General features: G+C 44.1%; 13 protein-coding genes. 6 read left to right on the top strand and 7 right to left on the bottom strand.

The window, feature by feature from the left end; translation table 11 throughout:
* The first annotated feature begins 2 nt into the window (after positions 1 to 2).
* The 3 genes from DV872_RS13650 (at position 3) to DV872_RS13640 (ending at position 3,965) form a co-directional block, all read left to right on the top strand.
* Positions 3 to 2,093, top strand: a complete 2,091-nt coding sequence (locus DV872_RS13650) for an ATP-binding protein (protein WP_114630504.1) — start codon at positions 3 to 5, stop codon at positions 2,091 to 2,093.
* A complete protein-coding gene (locus tag DV872_RS13645) occupies positions 2,090 to 3,448 on the top strand; it encodes a sigma-54 dependent transcriptional regulator (protein WP_114630503.1) in 1,359 nt (452 codons plus the stop codon). Before DV872_RS13650 ends, DV872_RS13645 begins: the two co-directional genes overlap by 4 nt.
* Before the next feature lie 64 nt (positions 3,449 to 3,512).
* Positions 3,513 to 3,965, top strand: a complete 453-nt coding sequence (locus DV872_RS13640; RefSeq protein ID WP_114630502.1) for a hypothetical protein — start codon at positions 3,513 to 3,515, stop codon at positions 3,963 to 3,965.
* A 73-nt stretch (positions 3,966 to 4,038) separates the two neighbouring features.
* Here DV872_RS13640 and DV872_RS13635 read toward each other — a convergent pair whose 3' ends face one another.
* From DV872_RS13635 to DV872_RS13610, 6 genes are all read right to left on the bottom strand, one after another.
* Positions 4,039 to 5,004: an ROK family protein gene (locus tag DV872_RS13635; RefSeq protein WP_114630501.1), complete on the bottom strand. Its 966-nt coding sequence runs from the start codon at positions 5,002 to 5,004 to the stop codon at positions 4,039 to 4,041.
* Positions 5,005 to 5,007: 3 nt separating this feature from the next.
* Positions 5,008 to 5,862, bottom strand: coding sequence for a carbohydrate ABC transporter permease (locus tag DV872_RS13630; RefSeq protein ID WP_370446658.1), 855 nt, complete (start codon positions 5,860 to 5,862; stop codon positions 5,008 to 5,010).
* 19 nt (positions 5,863 to 5,881) lie between these two features.
* Positions 5,882 to 6,766, bottom strand: a complete 885-nt coding sequence (locus DV872_RS13625) for a carbohydrate ABC transporter permease (RefSeq protein ID WP_114630499.1) — start codon at positions 6,764 to 6,766, stop codon at positions 5,882 to 5,884.
* A 96-nt stretch (positions 6,767 to 6,862) separates the two neighbouring features.
* Positions 6,863 to 8,143 (bottom strand): ABC transporter substrate-binding protein, encoded by a 1,281-nt coding sequence (locus tag DV872_RS13620; protein ID WP_114630498.1) that lies wholly within the window; start codon positions 8,141 to 8,143, stop codon positions 6,863 to 6,865.
* 235 nt (positions 8,144 to 8,378) lie between these two features.
* Positions 8,379 to 9,533 carry a Gfo/Idh/MocA family protein gene (locus DV872_RS13615; protein WP_114630497.1) on the bottom strand — a complete coding sequence of 385 codons (1,155 nt, stop codon included), beginning with the start codon at positions 9,531 to 9,533 and terminating at the stop codon, positions 8,379 to 8,381.
* Positions 9,534 to 9,550: 17 nt separating this feature from the next.
* Complete coding sequence (locus DV872_RS13610) at positions 9,551 to 10,333, bottom strand: ribulose-phosphate 3-epimerase (protein WP_114630496.1); 783 nt, start codon at positions 10,331 to 10,333, stop codon at positions 9,551 to 9,553.
* 71 nt (positions 10,334 to 10,404) lie between these two features.
* Here DV872_RS13610 and DV872_RS13605 point away from each other — a divergent pair, with 71 nt between their 5' ends.
* The 3 genes from DV872_RS13605 to DV872_RS13595 all read left to right on the top strand — a co-directional run bounded on the left by DV872_RS13605 (position 10,405) and on the right by DV872_RS13595 (position 13,271).
* Positions 10,405 to 11,919, top strand: coding sequence for a GMC oxidoreductase (locus tag DV872_RS13605; protein ID WP_114630495.1), 1,515 nt, complete (start codon positions 10,405 to 10,407; stop codon positions 11,917 to 11,919).
* A 70-nt stretch (positions 11,920 to 11,989) separates the two neighbouring features.
* On the top strand, positions 11,990 to 12,463 hold the full coding sequence (locus DV872_RS13600; RefSeq protein WP_114630494.1) for a heme-degrading domain-containing protein: 474 nt from the start codon (positions 11,990 to 11,992) through the stop codon (positions 12,461 to 12,463).
* A gap of 61 nt (positions 12,464 to 12,524) precedes the next feature.
* A complete protein-coding gene (locus tag DV872_RS13595) occupies positions 12,525 to 13,271 on the top strand; it encodes a DeoR/GlpR family DNA-binding transcription regulator (protein ID WP_114630493.1) in 747 nt (248 codons plus the stop codon).
* 92 nt (positions 13,272 to 13,363) lie between these two features.
* Here the strand turns inward: DV872_RS13595 and DV872_RS13590 are convergent, their stop codons facing one another.
* Positions 13,364 to 14,182, bottom strand: coding sequence for an IclR family transcriptional regulator (locus DV872_RS13590; RefSeq protein WP_114630492.1), 819 nt, complete (start codon positions 14,180 to 14,182; stop codon positions 13,364 to 13,366).
* Positions 14,183 to 14,244: the final 62 nt, after the last annotated feature.

Below are 14,244 nucleotides of genomic sequence, written 5' to 3'. Positions count from 1 at the left end.
CAATGAAACTATATCCACGGCTGGCTTTGACAATTCTGACACTCATTATCATGCAGGCCTCTTTTACGGGTTTCTATGTAAGCCGGACAATCAGGAATAATAATCTAAAGGACGCAAGAATTGAGCTGGAACTGAAAACAGACTTTATCATCAATAACTATAATTCCTGGAAACGGCATCTCTGGAAACAGCTGATTCTTATACGAAATTATACAGCCGTCACAGCCATATCAGAAATATCAGAAGAAGATCTCAACTCCCTTCTCACATCCACAGGCATTGATGCTGTTGTTGTAAAAAGTGAAGAACTCAATTTTTCAATTGAAGCCATTAACAGCAGCCCTGACTTTGTACTCCCCTCAGGAGAAGATCTGAGCAATCTCTTTAATCATCCATCTATCAGGCTCTTCAATATCAGGGGACAGTTCTACATGGTGGGAATTCTCTACCTTCAGGAACTGAGCAGTCCCGCAGAAATATATCTTATCAAGCATATCAATGACAGTTTCCTTAAAAACATAGTATTTGATACGGATGGAAAGATTCTCTTCCACACAACTACCGACTTTCTGGCGGGTCATGATGAAGTTCAGAAGGCAGCTTTCAGACATATAAAACCCGATATGGCCTATCTTGAACTCTACGCCCTTGAAGATGAGGGAGAAAGCTTCAATATGGCAGGAATCAAGGTAGGTGAAATCATCAGCGACAGCGGAGCTAGTGATGTATTTCTGACAATTATCCTCTCCAATGAACCCTATCAGCGGAGAATTCAGGCCATTGAGAGGACAGTGCTCACAGTCTCTCTTTTTACTCTTATCATCACAGCCCTTCTGACTCTGCTGTTTACAAAAGGAATTACCAGACCCGTTGCAAGCCTTGCAAACGCCATGGGGCATATCCGGAAGGGCAGCTACAATATTCAAATCAAGAATTCCGGACGGAGTGAAATAGGGGTTCTTCTTAAGGGCTTTAACGGTATGGCCGCCCGGCTGCACCACGACCAGATAAGAATTGAGAAATCACTTGATGAGATTACCTTTCTCAACGAGTTCAACGAAGAGATTATTCACTCCATAAGAGATGCCCTGGCAGTTGTGAACGATGACCTTGTAATAGAAAAGTCGAACTCCGCTTTTGACCATCTTGCCGGAGGGAAATGCGCCACACTGACTGATTTCGTAAAACATGCTTTTGATGATTCACTGATTGAAATAGTAAGGAACATACTCTCTCAGGAGAATGAGGAGTGGATACGGCGTATACGAAACAGGAACAAAGGGATCTTCGAACTGAAAATATACCCCGTACACAGAGAGTTCCATCTCCACTCGGATAAAAAGATGTGCGTACTCCTTCTGGAGGATATCTCTGCAAGAACCGCCTATGAAGAAAAAACGACACAGGCAGAAAAACTCTCAACCATAAGCATGCTTTCAGCTGGAATCGCCCATGAGGTTAATAATCCCCTCTCTTCCATCGTTACAAATATTCAGAATCTTATCTATGAAGAGAAGGACCCGGAACGACTTGAATCCCTGCGGCTGGTGGAGGATGAATCGCAGAGAATCGCCCAGATTATAAGAGATCTGACAGATTTCACCTCAAGAGAACAGGATCAGGGAAACAGATGCTCTCCCCTGCAGATATCTGAAGAGGTCAAAAGACTGATTCAGCATTCCAGGCGCCCCGACGGTTCCCTGATTCCCCCTATACTGATAACAAGCGAGGGAGTCAATTCGGATGTGATGATCTCCAAGGGAGAGCTGATGCAGCTTCTGATCAACTTGCTGCAGAATGCTGTTCACGCAGTCACGGGTGAGAGTCCCATTGAAATATTTCTTACAGAATCTGAAGAAGATACTCATATTACAGTAAAAGACAGGGGATGCGGTATTCCGGAAGATATCCGGAGCAGGATTTTTGATCCTTTCTACACCAGTAAATCAAATGGAGAAGGAACCGGACTGGGCCTGTCTGTAGTCTACGGTATAATGCAGAAATACAAAGGCAGTGTTCATGTAGACAGCACAGTCGGAGAAGGAACATCTGTGAAGCTCCTTATTCCAAAATACTCCGGGGAAAATGAATGAACATACTTATTGCAGATGATGAGAAAGGAATCCGCGTCGGACTGAGTAAACTATTCCAGAGGGAAGGTTATGACTGCTACACGGCCGAAGACTATAACAGTGCAATTGAACTTGTAAGGCACAGAGAGATTCACCTGGCTCTCCTTGACATAAGAATTGGAAACAGAGATGGTGTTGAACTCCTCAAAGCCATTAAAAAGATCAACTCTGATGTCAGCTGTCTGATGATTACAGGTTACGGCAGTATTGCCAACGCAGTAGAAGCTATTCGCTCGGGAGCCGAAGACTATCTTCTGAAACCTCTGGACAACGACTACCTCCTTGCTACGGTCTCCTCCCGTCTGGAATTAAAGCAGCTTAAAAATGAGAACCTCTACCTCAGAGAGACTCAGAAAAAGAAGATGCTTGATTTTGACTTCAGCACTAATCATCCTGCCATGAAAAAAATCATGGATATTGCAGACAGAGTCAAGGATACAGATACAACTGTGCTGATCACAGGAGAGAGCGGAACAGGCAAGGAAGTCCTGAGCAGATATATTCATTACAGCAGTAACAGGAAAGATGCTCCTTTTGTTGGAGTCAACTGTGCTGCCCTGTCAGAAACTCTTCTTTTAAGTGAACTCTTCGGACATGAAAAAGGGTCATTCACAGGAGCACAGGGACGGAAAATCGGAAAGTTTGAACTTGCAGACCGGGGTACACTCTTTCTTGATGAGATCGGGGACATGTCCCTGGATGCTCAGGCCAAACTTCTCAGGGTTCTGGAAGAGAGCAGCCTGGAGAGACTGGGGGGAAACAGAACCATCAATGTTAATATAAGAGTCATTGCTGCAACGAACCAGAATCTCAGGGAACTGATGGAGAAGAAGCAGTTCAGGGAAGATCTTTTCTACCGCCTCAATGTTATCAGGCTGGAGCTGCCTGCACTGCGCAAGCGACCTGATGATATAGCATTGCTGGCGGAATATTTCAGAGAACGTTTCAGCCGTGATTTCAAAAAAGGGGAGACCGAATTCAGTGAAACGGCCCTGGATAAAATGATAACATATGACTGGCCGGGAAATATCCGAGAGCTGAGAAACCTTATCAATCAGAGTGTGCTTTTATCAGATTCAAGACAGCTGGACCCCTTAAGTCAGGGTGCTGGCCTTATGCCGCTGTCCAGGAGATCTGCAGCGACGGCCGAAGGAGCCAATCTCCAGGAGATGGTGAATCATATGGTTGAAGAGTTTGAAAAAGAGATAATCACCCGGACTCTTCAGAAAAATAAATTCAATAAAACGGCAGCCGCCGAAGAGTTGGGAATCACTAGAAAGACCCTGTTCAACAAGATGTCCAGATACGGACTGTAACAGCTTGTAACAGAATCTGCCTCCTTATCTGTTTAATAAGAAAAAGATAAGGCAGGAATTCTCTATGAAAAATATTTTGATGCATATTCTTACTCTCACGTCCCTTCTATTTCTGATCAGCGGCTGTACAACCAGCTCTATTATGGGCCTGTCCAGAGCATCCTATGTTGAAGATCTTCAGCAGCAGTTAGAAGATGATTCCCGTCAGGACCGCCGTATAGAGAGTGATCTCAGGGAACTTAAGAACAAAGATGATTCACAGCTTCTCGCTCTTCAGCAGGATCTGACGGAACTTAACGGTAGAATGGAGGAGCTCCAGAGGGTATCGGAACAGCTGGATCTGATAATAGCCTCCCTGGATGAGACAGAACAGGAAACCAGGAAACTTCAGAAACTGGCTGATGAGTTTAAAATCCGTATGGCCACCGTACATGAGGACACTCTCTCTGTTCTCGTTACTGCTTTGGAAGAATATATAGGCGGCAGTTCCGAATCTGCCGATGCTGAAGAGTCATAAAAAACCGCTCCCCGGGGAGGAGCGGCCTAAAGGAGAATAGGAGAATAGGAAAAAGGAGAAAAACTAAAAAACTTTATTCAAGAACCAAAGCCGCAGCCCCGAGGAGACCGGCATCTCTACCGGTTTCTGCCAACTTTATTTCCATTGCTTCACTCATCATCTCATGGGTATGAGAGAGAAAACGCTCTCTGATCCGATTCAAATACATATCACCGAAGGACATAAGCCCGCCGCCGAGTATTACCAGTTCAGGATCAAGCATCTTATAGATATTATATAAGGTGGAACCCACAACATCCGCCGAATTCTCAACGATAGCGGTACATATGGGATCACCCTTCTTCATTCCTTCTTCAATAGTCTGACCGTTCATCTGATCCGCCGTTTCGGCAGTGATCCCGATACTGCTCTCAAGCCCTTTTTTAAGGTGCATCCTATACAGATCAGGAAAGAAAAGTCCCGAAGCCAGCGCCATGGCACAGCCGTAATTACCGCAGGTGCATTTCACATCCGAATCAATATCGATAATGGAGTGCCCGACCTCACCGGCCGTACCCACCTTACCGCGGAGCATCTTGTCATTGACAATGATTCCTCCACCAATTCCGGTGCTGACAGTGACAAATACAAGGTTGTGATATCCCTTCCCTGCTCCGAACATAAACTCACCAAAGGCCTGAGCATTGGCGTCATTATCAAGGATGATTCTCATCCCGGGCAGAAGAACGGAAAGTTTATCCACAAAGGGATAGTCATAAATATTATGAGCAAAATTGCTCACTGTAACGATCATTCCCTTCTTAAAGTGGATATGAGCGGCACAGGCGACTCCTATTCCCAGAACATCCTCTGCCATAACTGAGCAGCTATCCATTACTTTTGTTACAAGCTCTGCAATTACACTTACAATATCATCCCACTGTTTATCACTGTGATCATAAACAGTCTCTTTCCCTACAAGGGTTCCATCTGTTTTAAAAAGGGCAGCCGATAATTTGGTGCCCCCCAGATCCACTCCGCAGATCAGTTTCTCAGACATAGACTAACCCTTAACTGAACCTGACATCAGCCCGCGTACAAAGTAGCGTCCTGAAACCAGATAGATAGTCAGTGTGGGCAGGGCTGCCATAAGGGCGCCTGCAAAGTGTACGTTGTATTCCTTAACACCCGTAGATGAACTTACAAGATTGTTCAGAGCAACAGTCATGGGCTGACTTGTAGCATCACCGAAGGAGACACCGAAGAGGAAGTCATTCCAGATATTGGTAGTCTGCCAGATAACGGAAACAACAATAATAGGAGTTGAGTTGGGTAGAATTATATCCTTGAAGATCTTGAAAAAATGAGCCCCGTCCACCTGGGCTGACTGTACCAGTTCAGAAGGAAAGGTGTCATAGGTATTCTTGAAAAACAGAGTTGTAAATCCAAGACCGTACACTGTATGAACCAGAACAAGACCTGTAGTTGTACCGGCCAGATTCAGGGTTCCCAGAACACGGGCCGTAGGGATCAATACGATTTGAAAAGGAATAAAACATCCGAACAAAATAAGTCCGAAAAGAATTTTATCTCCTTTGAACTGCCATTTAGACAGAACAAAACCGCTCAGTGATCCCATAAGAGTAGACATAAATACCGCAGGAATAACCATTCGGATGGAGTTTAGAAAGTAGGGTTTCAGACCCGTGGCCTGAACACCGATCTGAGCTTCAGACCATGCCTTTGTCCAGGGTTCGAATCCGAATGCTACGGGTAATGCCAGCATATTTCCGCCTCTTATTTCGGCAAGAGGCTTAAATGAATTGACTACCATTACATAGAGTGGTATCAGAAAGAATATGGCGAACACCACCATAATCACCATATTTACTATTTCCGCGGTTTTATGAAGCCGCATTGTATCTTTAATTGTCATATCAGCTGTCCTTCACAATATTGCGGATGTACGGAATGATGACAATGGCAAACAGAACCAGCATAAAGACTGCGGAACTGGCACCGATACCCATCTGATTCCTGGTGAATGTATAGGAATACATAAAGGTGGAAGGCATCTCTGTTGCCCGTCCGGGCCCACCGTTGGTCAGAGCAATAACCAGGTCGTAAGACTTGATAGCCATATGCCCCAGTATTACAAATACAGAGGTGAAGGAGGGACCCAACTGGGGAATGATAATCTTAGTATAGAGCTTCCAGGCTCCGCAGCCATCGACCACGGCCGATTCAATTGTGGCATGGTTCACAGCCCTCAGACCTGCTAGAAACATGGTCATCACATATCCTGTGACCTGCCAGATGGCGGCAATAACAATGGTGTAGATGGCCTTATCTGAAGTTTTAATCCAGTTGAATTTAAAATTGATAAATCCCCAGGAATGCACGATCTGCTCCAGTCCGATACCTGGATCCAGAAACCATTTCCAGGCAGTACCGGTAACTATAAATGATATAGCCATGGGGTACAGATAGATGGGTCTGAAGAAACGATCTCCCAGCTTGCTCCAATCAATCATGATTGCCAGAAACAAACCTAATACAGTTGAAATAGAGATATATAGAACAGTGAATATTGCAAAGTTCTTCAATGCAATATGCCAATTGGCGTTTTGAAACATTTTTATGTAATTTGTCATACCCACCCAGCCGTAGGAAGGCATCAGACGGGAATCGGTGAAAGAGATATATACAGTAAAAATGATAAAGGCATACACAAAAACAAAAGTGAGAATGATTGTGGGCAACAGAACAAAGCGGGCCGTCAGATCATCCCTGGTAATACGCCATTTATTGGTTATAGCCATAGATATAAATCCTTTAACAGTTAAAGAACTGCCGGCTGCATCCCAGATTGAAAGACAGTCGGCAGAAAATCAGCGGTCAGACCGCATTAGTTTGAATTATTTTGCGCTTGCAACTGCTGCAGCGAGTTCCATTGCAGCTTCTTCGTCACCGTAAACACCATTAAAGTGAGAGGTAACTACATCATACATAGCCTGTTTTACACTGGCAGGTGATGCATGACCATGACCCATTGATCCAAAGAGAGTTCCGTTTTTGGAAGCTTCGGCCAGGTCTTTCATACCTTTTTTACCGGCAGCGTCAAACTCTGTATCGGGGATGTCGGTTCTTGCAGGTACAGATCCCTTAACCAGATTGAATGCAACCTGAAAGCTGGGAGCCAGAATGGCTTTTGCCAGTTCCTGCTGAGCATGTTTGTACTCAGGTGCTACATCAAACATTACAAACTGGTCGGCGTTGAAGGTTACGGTTCCCTGTGTTCCGGGAGTTCTCATGAAGTAGAAGTCTTTTCCAGGTTCAAGACCGGCAGCCTTGAATTCACCCTTGGCCCAGTCACCCATCATCTGGAAACATGCATCGCCTTCAATAACCATGGCGGAGGCCAGGTTCCAGTCTCTACCGCTGAAGTTATCATCAACAAATGATCTCAGCTGAGACATTTTGTAAAATGCATCAACCATAGTGTCAGATTTCAGTGCATCTTCATCCAGATCAATCATTGATTTCTTGTAAAATTCGGGTCCACCGGCTGCGATAACACAACTGTCAAACATTGTGGCATCCTGCCAGGCCTGTCCGCCGTGTGCCAGAGCGATTTTTCCGGACGCCTGAACTTTTTCCATGGCCATGATGAACTCATCCCATGTTTTAGGTTCAGTGATTCCAAGATCATCCATAATCTCTTTGCTTGCCCATACCCAGTTGGTAGAGTGTACATTAACAGGAGCAGCGACCCACTCTCCGTCATATTTAGAGAAGAATTTAAGGGCTTCAGGTACAACTGCATCCCAATTCTCAGCTTTTGCTACATCATTGAGGTCTGCCAGGAATCCCAGTTCAGCCCAGTCAATAATATCAAAACCAAGCATCTGAACCGCAACAGGAGGATTTCCTGCTGTAGCTCTTGAACGAAGAACAGTCATGGCACCATCACCACCACCACCGGCTACAGGAGAGTCAGTCCAGCTGATTCCCTTGGCTTCAAGATCTTCTTTTAATACATTAAGAGCGGCTGCTTCACCACCGGAAGTCCACCAGTGAAGAACTTCAACTTCATTAACATCCATTACCTCTTCTGCTGCAGTATCCTGCTGACCACCAGCAAAAAGACCAGCTGTCACCATGGACAGAACCAGCATTAGATAAAGTACCTTTTTCATAAATCCCCCTTGTTTTCCACAATTAAATTGTGGATCACGGTTTAATAATTTAAATAATTGTACCACCACGATTTTCATATGTAAAGTTTTAATTTTCATTTGAAGCTTATTTTCTTTACTTCAAACACTAATCAGTATCATCTAAAACAATATTTGTACTTATATAACGATATAGGGGTCAATCACAGATCAAAAAGGAGGATATATTTTCATATGAAAGTAATGTTGAATGAAATCAGGAAGAGACAGAAAATCTCTGTCCCTCTGCAGCACTCCTGTAGGCTGCATCCATCACATACTGCACAGCTGCTCCATCACTGAGTGAAGGAGAGAAAGACTTACCCTCAACAATTGATTTAAGAAAACGATACTGGTTCTCTGTATGAAATCGGGTCCAGCCTATGACTGAGCGGGGTGCAGGAATCTTTGCATCAGGGTAATGCTGAAGGGTTTCCAGACGATTCCATCCCATCCCTTTATTATCCTCATCAAAATAATAGAGAAAATTCGGGTCCATCAGCTTAAAACTGAAGGAGCCCCTGCTGCCGTAGACTGTGATATTCAGATTATCCAGAGTTCCTGTGGCAAAACGTGAGACCTCAATTGTCCCCTGTGCACCTGAATCCAGTTCACATTGAAGCCAGGCAGCATCATCCACGGTAACGGATTCTCTCTTTCCGCTACCGTCGGCCAGGGGCCTCTCCTTTATATAGGTCTTCATATCTGCTTTTACAGAACTGAAATCCCCCAAAAGGAAGCGAAGAAGATCAATCACATGACTTCCCAAGTCCGCCAAGGCTCCTCCACCGGACTTTTCAAAATCCATTCTCCAGGAGAAAGGTCGGGAGGGATTCTGATAACCAGTATGAAAGTATTCCCCTCTGAAGGAGTATATCTCGCCTATTCTTCCCTGCTCCATCAACTCTTTTGCCTTCATAATGGCAGGGATAAAACGATAATTGAATACCATCCCTATCTGTCTGTCAGACTCTACAGCGGCCTGTTCCAATTCTCTTGCTTCTCCAGCATTCAGTGCCAGAGGCTTTTCGCAGAGTACATGCTTCCCAGCCTTCAATGCCTTCATGATCTGACTCTTATGGAGTGAATTCGGAGTGACCAGATCTACAATATCAACTTCAGGATCAGCCAGAAGCTCATCATAGTCCCGATAGGCCTTCTCAAAACCGGCCTTAGAAGCTGTTTCTTCAGCACCCGCAACCGTAGACCTGCAGACTCCTTTAATAAATATATCCGGAAGCTGCCCCGGATAAATATATGAAATATCAGACCAGGCAAGCTGATGTATACGTCCGATTCCACCGAATCCGGCCATGGCAATTACTATTTTTTCCATCTTTAAATTCACTCCTGTTTCTGATCTATATTTCATCTGATCATTATATTATTTTATTCAGAAGAATTCTCATCCAGAGACTGTCTCAAATTCTTAACTGCTTTTGTAATTTTACCGATGCCTGGTATAAAACGATTTCCCGGTCCCTCTCCATCCTCACCTTTCAACAGAGCCGACGAGAACTCACCAACAGTCATTCCAGCTTCAATGAAAGGTGCCGCATTACCCGGCCCGATACCACCGTCTTCCATCAGGTCGACCTCATGATCCCGTCCTGCATCCCGGATCATCTGTTTCAGATCAGCAATACTCTGAATCATAATCGGGTCTATCAGGTGAGGGGTCTTTCCCTTCTCATTGATCCAGAAACGAGCTCTACTTTCATACTCAATAATATCAACAAAAGGAATATACTGCCTGAAAAAATCCAGAGGAAGTCCCTGCCAGCCCCATACTCCCACCTTAAGCCCCAGAGCATCCTTTATAAAGGTGATATCCTGCATGGTGTTTTCCATGGCGGTCTCCAGGGGGATAGTAATCAGGTCTGCCCCTGCATCCTTCAACTGCCTGTACAGGTCAAATGTCGGACGGACCATCTGCAGCTGTATTTCAATCTCCAGACTGGTATGAGGTCTGATACCCATAAGTACATCAAGACCTCCCCTGGGAGCATTGAAATTCATATACTGACCATCTCTCATCTCCAGATGAATCCAGTCGGCCCCCGCTGATTCAAGCTCCCGAACTGTCCCGCCAAGATTTCCATAATCAGCCCAGAAAAGTCCTGCGGCTATCTTAATTCTATTATCAATGATACCAATTTTCTCTGATCTCATATTTGCACCTCACAAACATTCATATGAAAGCTATTTGACTTTCATATGAACCATACTATACAATATTCCTTATGAATGCAAATAAAAATTGGAACCCTGACAAAATCTACGACTTCCTTATTATCGGATCGGGGATGGGAGGAAGCTCCATAGCCCATGCCCTGCACTCCTCAGGTGCCTCAATTCTAATGGTTGAACGGGGTGACTTCATTAAGCAGGAAAAAGAGAACTGGTCTGTTTCCGAACTGGTATTGAAAAAACGATACGCTGCCGATGAGGTCTGGCTGGATAAGAATGGTATTGAGTTCAAACCGCGGATGTATTACAACGTCGGAGGAAATAATAAGTTTTTTGGAGGAAGCGCATTAAGACTCCGTAAATCTGATTTCAACTCAGACTGGCCCATCGATTATAAGGAATTATCCCCCTGGTATAAGAGAGCAGAAGAACTTATGGGTGTAAGGGGTGAAGCCGGAGAAGATTCCACAGAACCTGATGATCAGTGCTACTCCCTTCCCCCGGTAGAACATGAAGAGACCATTGAAAAACTAAAAGACAAACTGCTGCTGCAGGGACTCCACCCCTTTCACCTGCCTGTTGCGATAGATTCGGCACCCGGAGGCCGCTGCCGGAAAGGTAGCCCCTGCGATGGATTCCCCTGCATGGTAAGAGCCAAGGGTGATGCGGAAAACAGCTTTCTCAGACCACTACTCCTCCGATCGGACTCTAACTTGACCCTTTTAACCAATACAAAAGTGGAGAAACTCCTTTTAAATGAAAAGAACAGTCGAATAGAGGCTGCTTTAATAACTAAGGATGGAAAGAGTTTCATTCAGAAAGCCCATACAATTATCCTTTCGGCAGGAGCCGTCAATTCAGCGGCTTTACTTTTACGCTCATCATGTCCCTCCAGACCAGAGGGAATATCCAACAGCTCAGGCAATGTAGGCCGCTACTATATGTCTCATAGAAACTCAGTCCTTCTGGCCCTTTCCCCATTCAGGAAAAATCCCACTATTTTTCAGAAGACCCTTGCTGTCAATGATTTTTACTCACGGGGTTGGGGGAATATACAGCTCAGGGGGAAAGTACAGAAAGAGATGCTTCAAATAAAGAATAAAAAGCTTTACAAACTATTTCCCGGATTCATAGCAAAGCGGAGTATTGATCTCTGGTTGATGAGTGAAGACAGGGCAGATCCTGAGAACAGAGTCAGCCTGCAGGACGGGAAGATAAAGATATGCCTCAAAGAAAATGAAAACCCCGGGCACGAGAGCCTAATAAAAGCAGCTGCTAAAATGATGAAAAAGGCCGGATACCCTCTCATTTTTATTGATAGACGAGGTATTGAAGCCGTCCAGCATCAATGCGGAACTCTCCGGATGGGGAAAACTTCAGAGAATGCAGTACTGGATAATTGGTGCAGATCTTTTGATCATCCCAACCTTTACATTGTGGATGCATCCTTCTTCCCCAGCTCTGCTGCCGTCAATCCGGCGCTGACAATTGCCGCCATGGGACTCCGTGTGGGAGATCATCTGCAAAATCAGTACCGAAAAAAAAGATCTCAGTTGACAAATTCTTAGAATACCCTACATAATATTTTCATATGACAATATCATTTTATCATATGAAAGATCATTCTAAGGATATATTATGAAAAGTCTTTCAGAGCTTCTGGAAGAGGAAAAATCATTCTGTTTCGATACTTTCACAGAGAAGACTGCCTGGGCACTGGGATGCGCTGCTGTAAAAGAGTGTATGCTTCAGGATCTCCCTGTAGCCATACGCATTGAGAGAGATGAACAGATTCTTTTTCAATCCGCCTTAAAGGGCAGCTGCCGGGATAATGACCTCTGGCTTGGGGGAAAGGCAAGACTTGTCAGGCATTTCAGACACAGTTCCTTCTATATATCCAGAAAACTGATAAAAGATAAGGAAGATCTCTACAGTAAATACATACTGAAACCCGAACTGTACAGAGCTAAGGGTGGTGGAATTCCTCTGTTTCTTAAAGACGGGATCATTGCAGCTGTTCTTATAATTTCCGGACTGAAAGACAATGAAGACCATGATCTGGCAGTGAAGATTACCAAAGACTTTCTTAAAGAAGAAATAGCTTCCCCATGAAGACTATAAGCGTTACTATGAATGGATTATTAAATAGGCAACTCCAGGGATTGGTTAGATCATGAATCAGAGACACAAACAGATATTGAGCATCATGTCAGACGGACGTAAGGTAACGGTTAATGATCTGGCAGAACAGCTGGAAGTATCCCAGGCTACAATCAGACAGGATTTGACACAGCTTGAAAACAAAGGTTTCCTTAGAAGAGTACATGGTGGAGCCGTTCTGGATGAAACAGATGATATTTCCCATCGTATGGGTATCAACTATGAGCAGAAACTCCGTATTGCCCGAATGGCGGCACAGTATGTTAATGAGGGAGAAACCATCTATATTGAATCTGGGTCCATCAATGCCCTCTTTGCCAAAGAAGTTTCACGTATCCCCAAGACAACAATAATCACATCAAATGCCTTTATTGCCAGACAGATAGGTAAAGAGGCTCTGGGAAATGTAATCCTCCTGGGAGGTCTCTACCAGCCTGAAAGTGAATGTATGGTGGGTAATCTGGTTAAGATCTGCCTTAATGCCCTTAATTTCACAAAGGCTTTTATCGGAATTGACGGCTTTTCAATAGAGACCGGTTTTACAGGTCGGGACATGATGCGCGCAGAAATAAATTCTGAAATAATCAGCCGAAGCCCTCAAACCTTTATTCTCACAGATGCCAGTAAATTCGGAAAGATTGCCCTTTCCCGTTACTGCGGTGTGGAAGATATTGATTATCTTATTACAGATGAAGTTCCGGCACCCGAGTATAAAAAGGTTCTGGAAAAAGCAGGCGTAAATCTTCTTATTCCGGAATAGTTCTCTTTAAAATTTCCAGACCGAACATATGGATGGGAATCCCCGAATCAAAGACAAGGTCTGCCGCTTGGAAAAAGCTGCTCCTTGAGAAATCAACCGGGATCATAACCAAAACGTTTGGAAATTTTCAATGCATGACTGATTAAGGTTTCCCCGATTTCCTTATATTGATCTCTGGTTACCCGATATTCCGGACCCACGATCCACAATGCGGCTATAGGATAGTGGCGATAATCAAATATAGGGACACCGATACAGTGAACATCCGGTACTTCCTCACCATCATCAACAGCATAACCCTGAGCCTGTACAACAGCCATCTCATCAAGCATGGCTTTCTTACTGGGAACCGTATTGTCAGTGTATCGTACAAAGGTTATCTGATTGACTATGTTGTTCCTTTCATCTTCAGGAAGAAATGCCATAATGGCCTTTCCGGGAGCCGAAGTCTGAACGTGAACTCTTTTACCGATTTCGGCAGTGAATTTTATATGCTGAAATGAAATAAGCTGTTCTACCATGACCACTTCATTTCCAAGGAGACTGCCGATCAGGACAGTTTCATTTATTTCATCACGCAGAGCATGCATTACATCTATAGAATTTTCAATAAGCCCTTTATTACGCATCCCTGCATACCCCAGATACAATAAACGGGGAGTCGCATGATATTTCCTGGATTCCTCTTCAACATATCCGTAGTATTCCAGACTTTTAATGACCCTGAATACACTGTTCTTTGGATAGCTGAATGCATTAGAAATTTCAGCAATAGAGGCTTCTTTCTTATCTCTGGCAAGATATTCCAGTATTTTCAATGCCCTGGCAATATTAGGGATCAGATATTTACTCTGTTTCCTGTCATCATCAAAGGTATCAGTAATTGCATTTTCTGTTTCCATTTTAGCCATTATAACTCCATCATCTTATATATTAAATGAGATTATGATTTATATCATAAATTAAAAGATAA

Origin of the sequence: Oceanispirochaeta sp. M1 (assembly GCF_003346715.1) — a bacterium.
Classification (GTDB): domain Bacteria; phylum Spirochaetota; class Spirochaetia; order DSM-2461; family DSM-2461; genus Oceanispirochaeta.
This window is presented reverse-complemented; position numbering and strand designations above follow the sequence as displayed.

Bases quoted from the DNA above. Each gene is read 5' to 3' on its own strand.
- DV872_RS13650 (WP_114630504.1), top strand. From the start codon at position 3: ATGAAACTATATCCACGGCTGGCTTTGACAATTCTGACACTCATTATC.
- DV872_RS13645 (WP_114630503.1), top strand. From the start codon at position 2,090: ATGAACATACTTATTGCAGATGATGAGAAAGGAATCCGCGTCGGACTG.
- DV872_RS13640 (WP_114630502.1), top strand. From the start codon at position 3,513: ATGAAAAATATTTTGATGCATATTCTTACTCTCACGTCCCTTCTATTT.
- DV872_RS13635 (WP_114630501.1), bottom strand. From the start codon at position 5,004: ATGTCTGAGAAACTGATCTGCGGAGTGGATCTGGGGGGCACCAAATTA.
- DV872_RS13630 (WP_370446658.1), bottom strand. From the start codon at position 5,862: ATGCGGCTTCATAAAACCGCGGAAATAGTAAATATGGTGATTATGGTG.
- DV872_RS13625 (WP_114630499.1), bottom strand. From the start codon at position 6,766: ATGGCTATAACCAATAAATGGCGTATTACCAGGGATGATCTGACGGCC.
- DV872_RS13620 (WP_114630498.1), bottom strand. From the start codon at position 8,143: ATGAAAAAGGTACTTTATCTAATGCTGGTTCTGTCCATGGTGACAGCT.
- DV872_RS13615 (WP_114630497.1), bottom strand. From the start codon at position 9,533: ATGAAATATAGATCAGAAACAGGAGTGAATTTAAAGATGGAAAAAATA.
- DV872_RS13610 (WP_114630496.1), bottom strand. From the start codon at position 10,333: ATGAGATCAGAGAAAATTGGTATCATTGATAATAGAATTAAGATAGCC.
- DV872_RS13605 (WP_114630495.1), top strand. From the start codon at position 10,405: ATGAATGCAAATAAAAATTGGAACCCTGACAAAATCTACGACTTCCTT.
- DV872_RS13600 (WP_114630494.1), top strand. From the start codon at position 11,990: ATGAAAAGTCTTTCAGAGCTTCTGGAAGAGGAAAAATCATTCTGTTTC.
- DV872_RS13595 (WP_114630493.1), top strand. From the start codon at position 12,525: ATGAATCAGAGACACAAACAGATATTGAGCATCATGTCAGACGGACGT.
- DV872_RS13590 (WP_114630492.1), bottom strand. From the start codon at position 14,182: ATGGCTAAAATGGAAACAGAAAATGCAATTACTGATACCTTTGATGAT.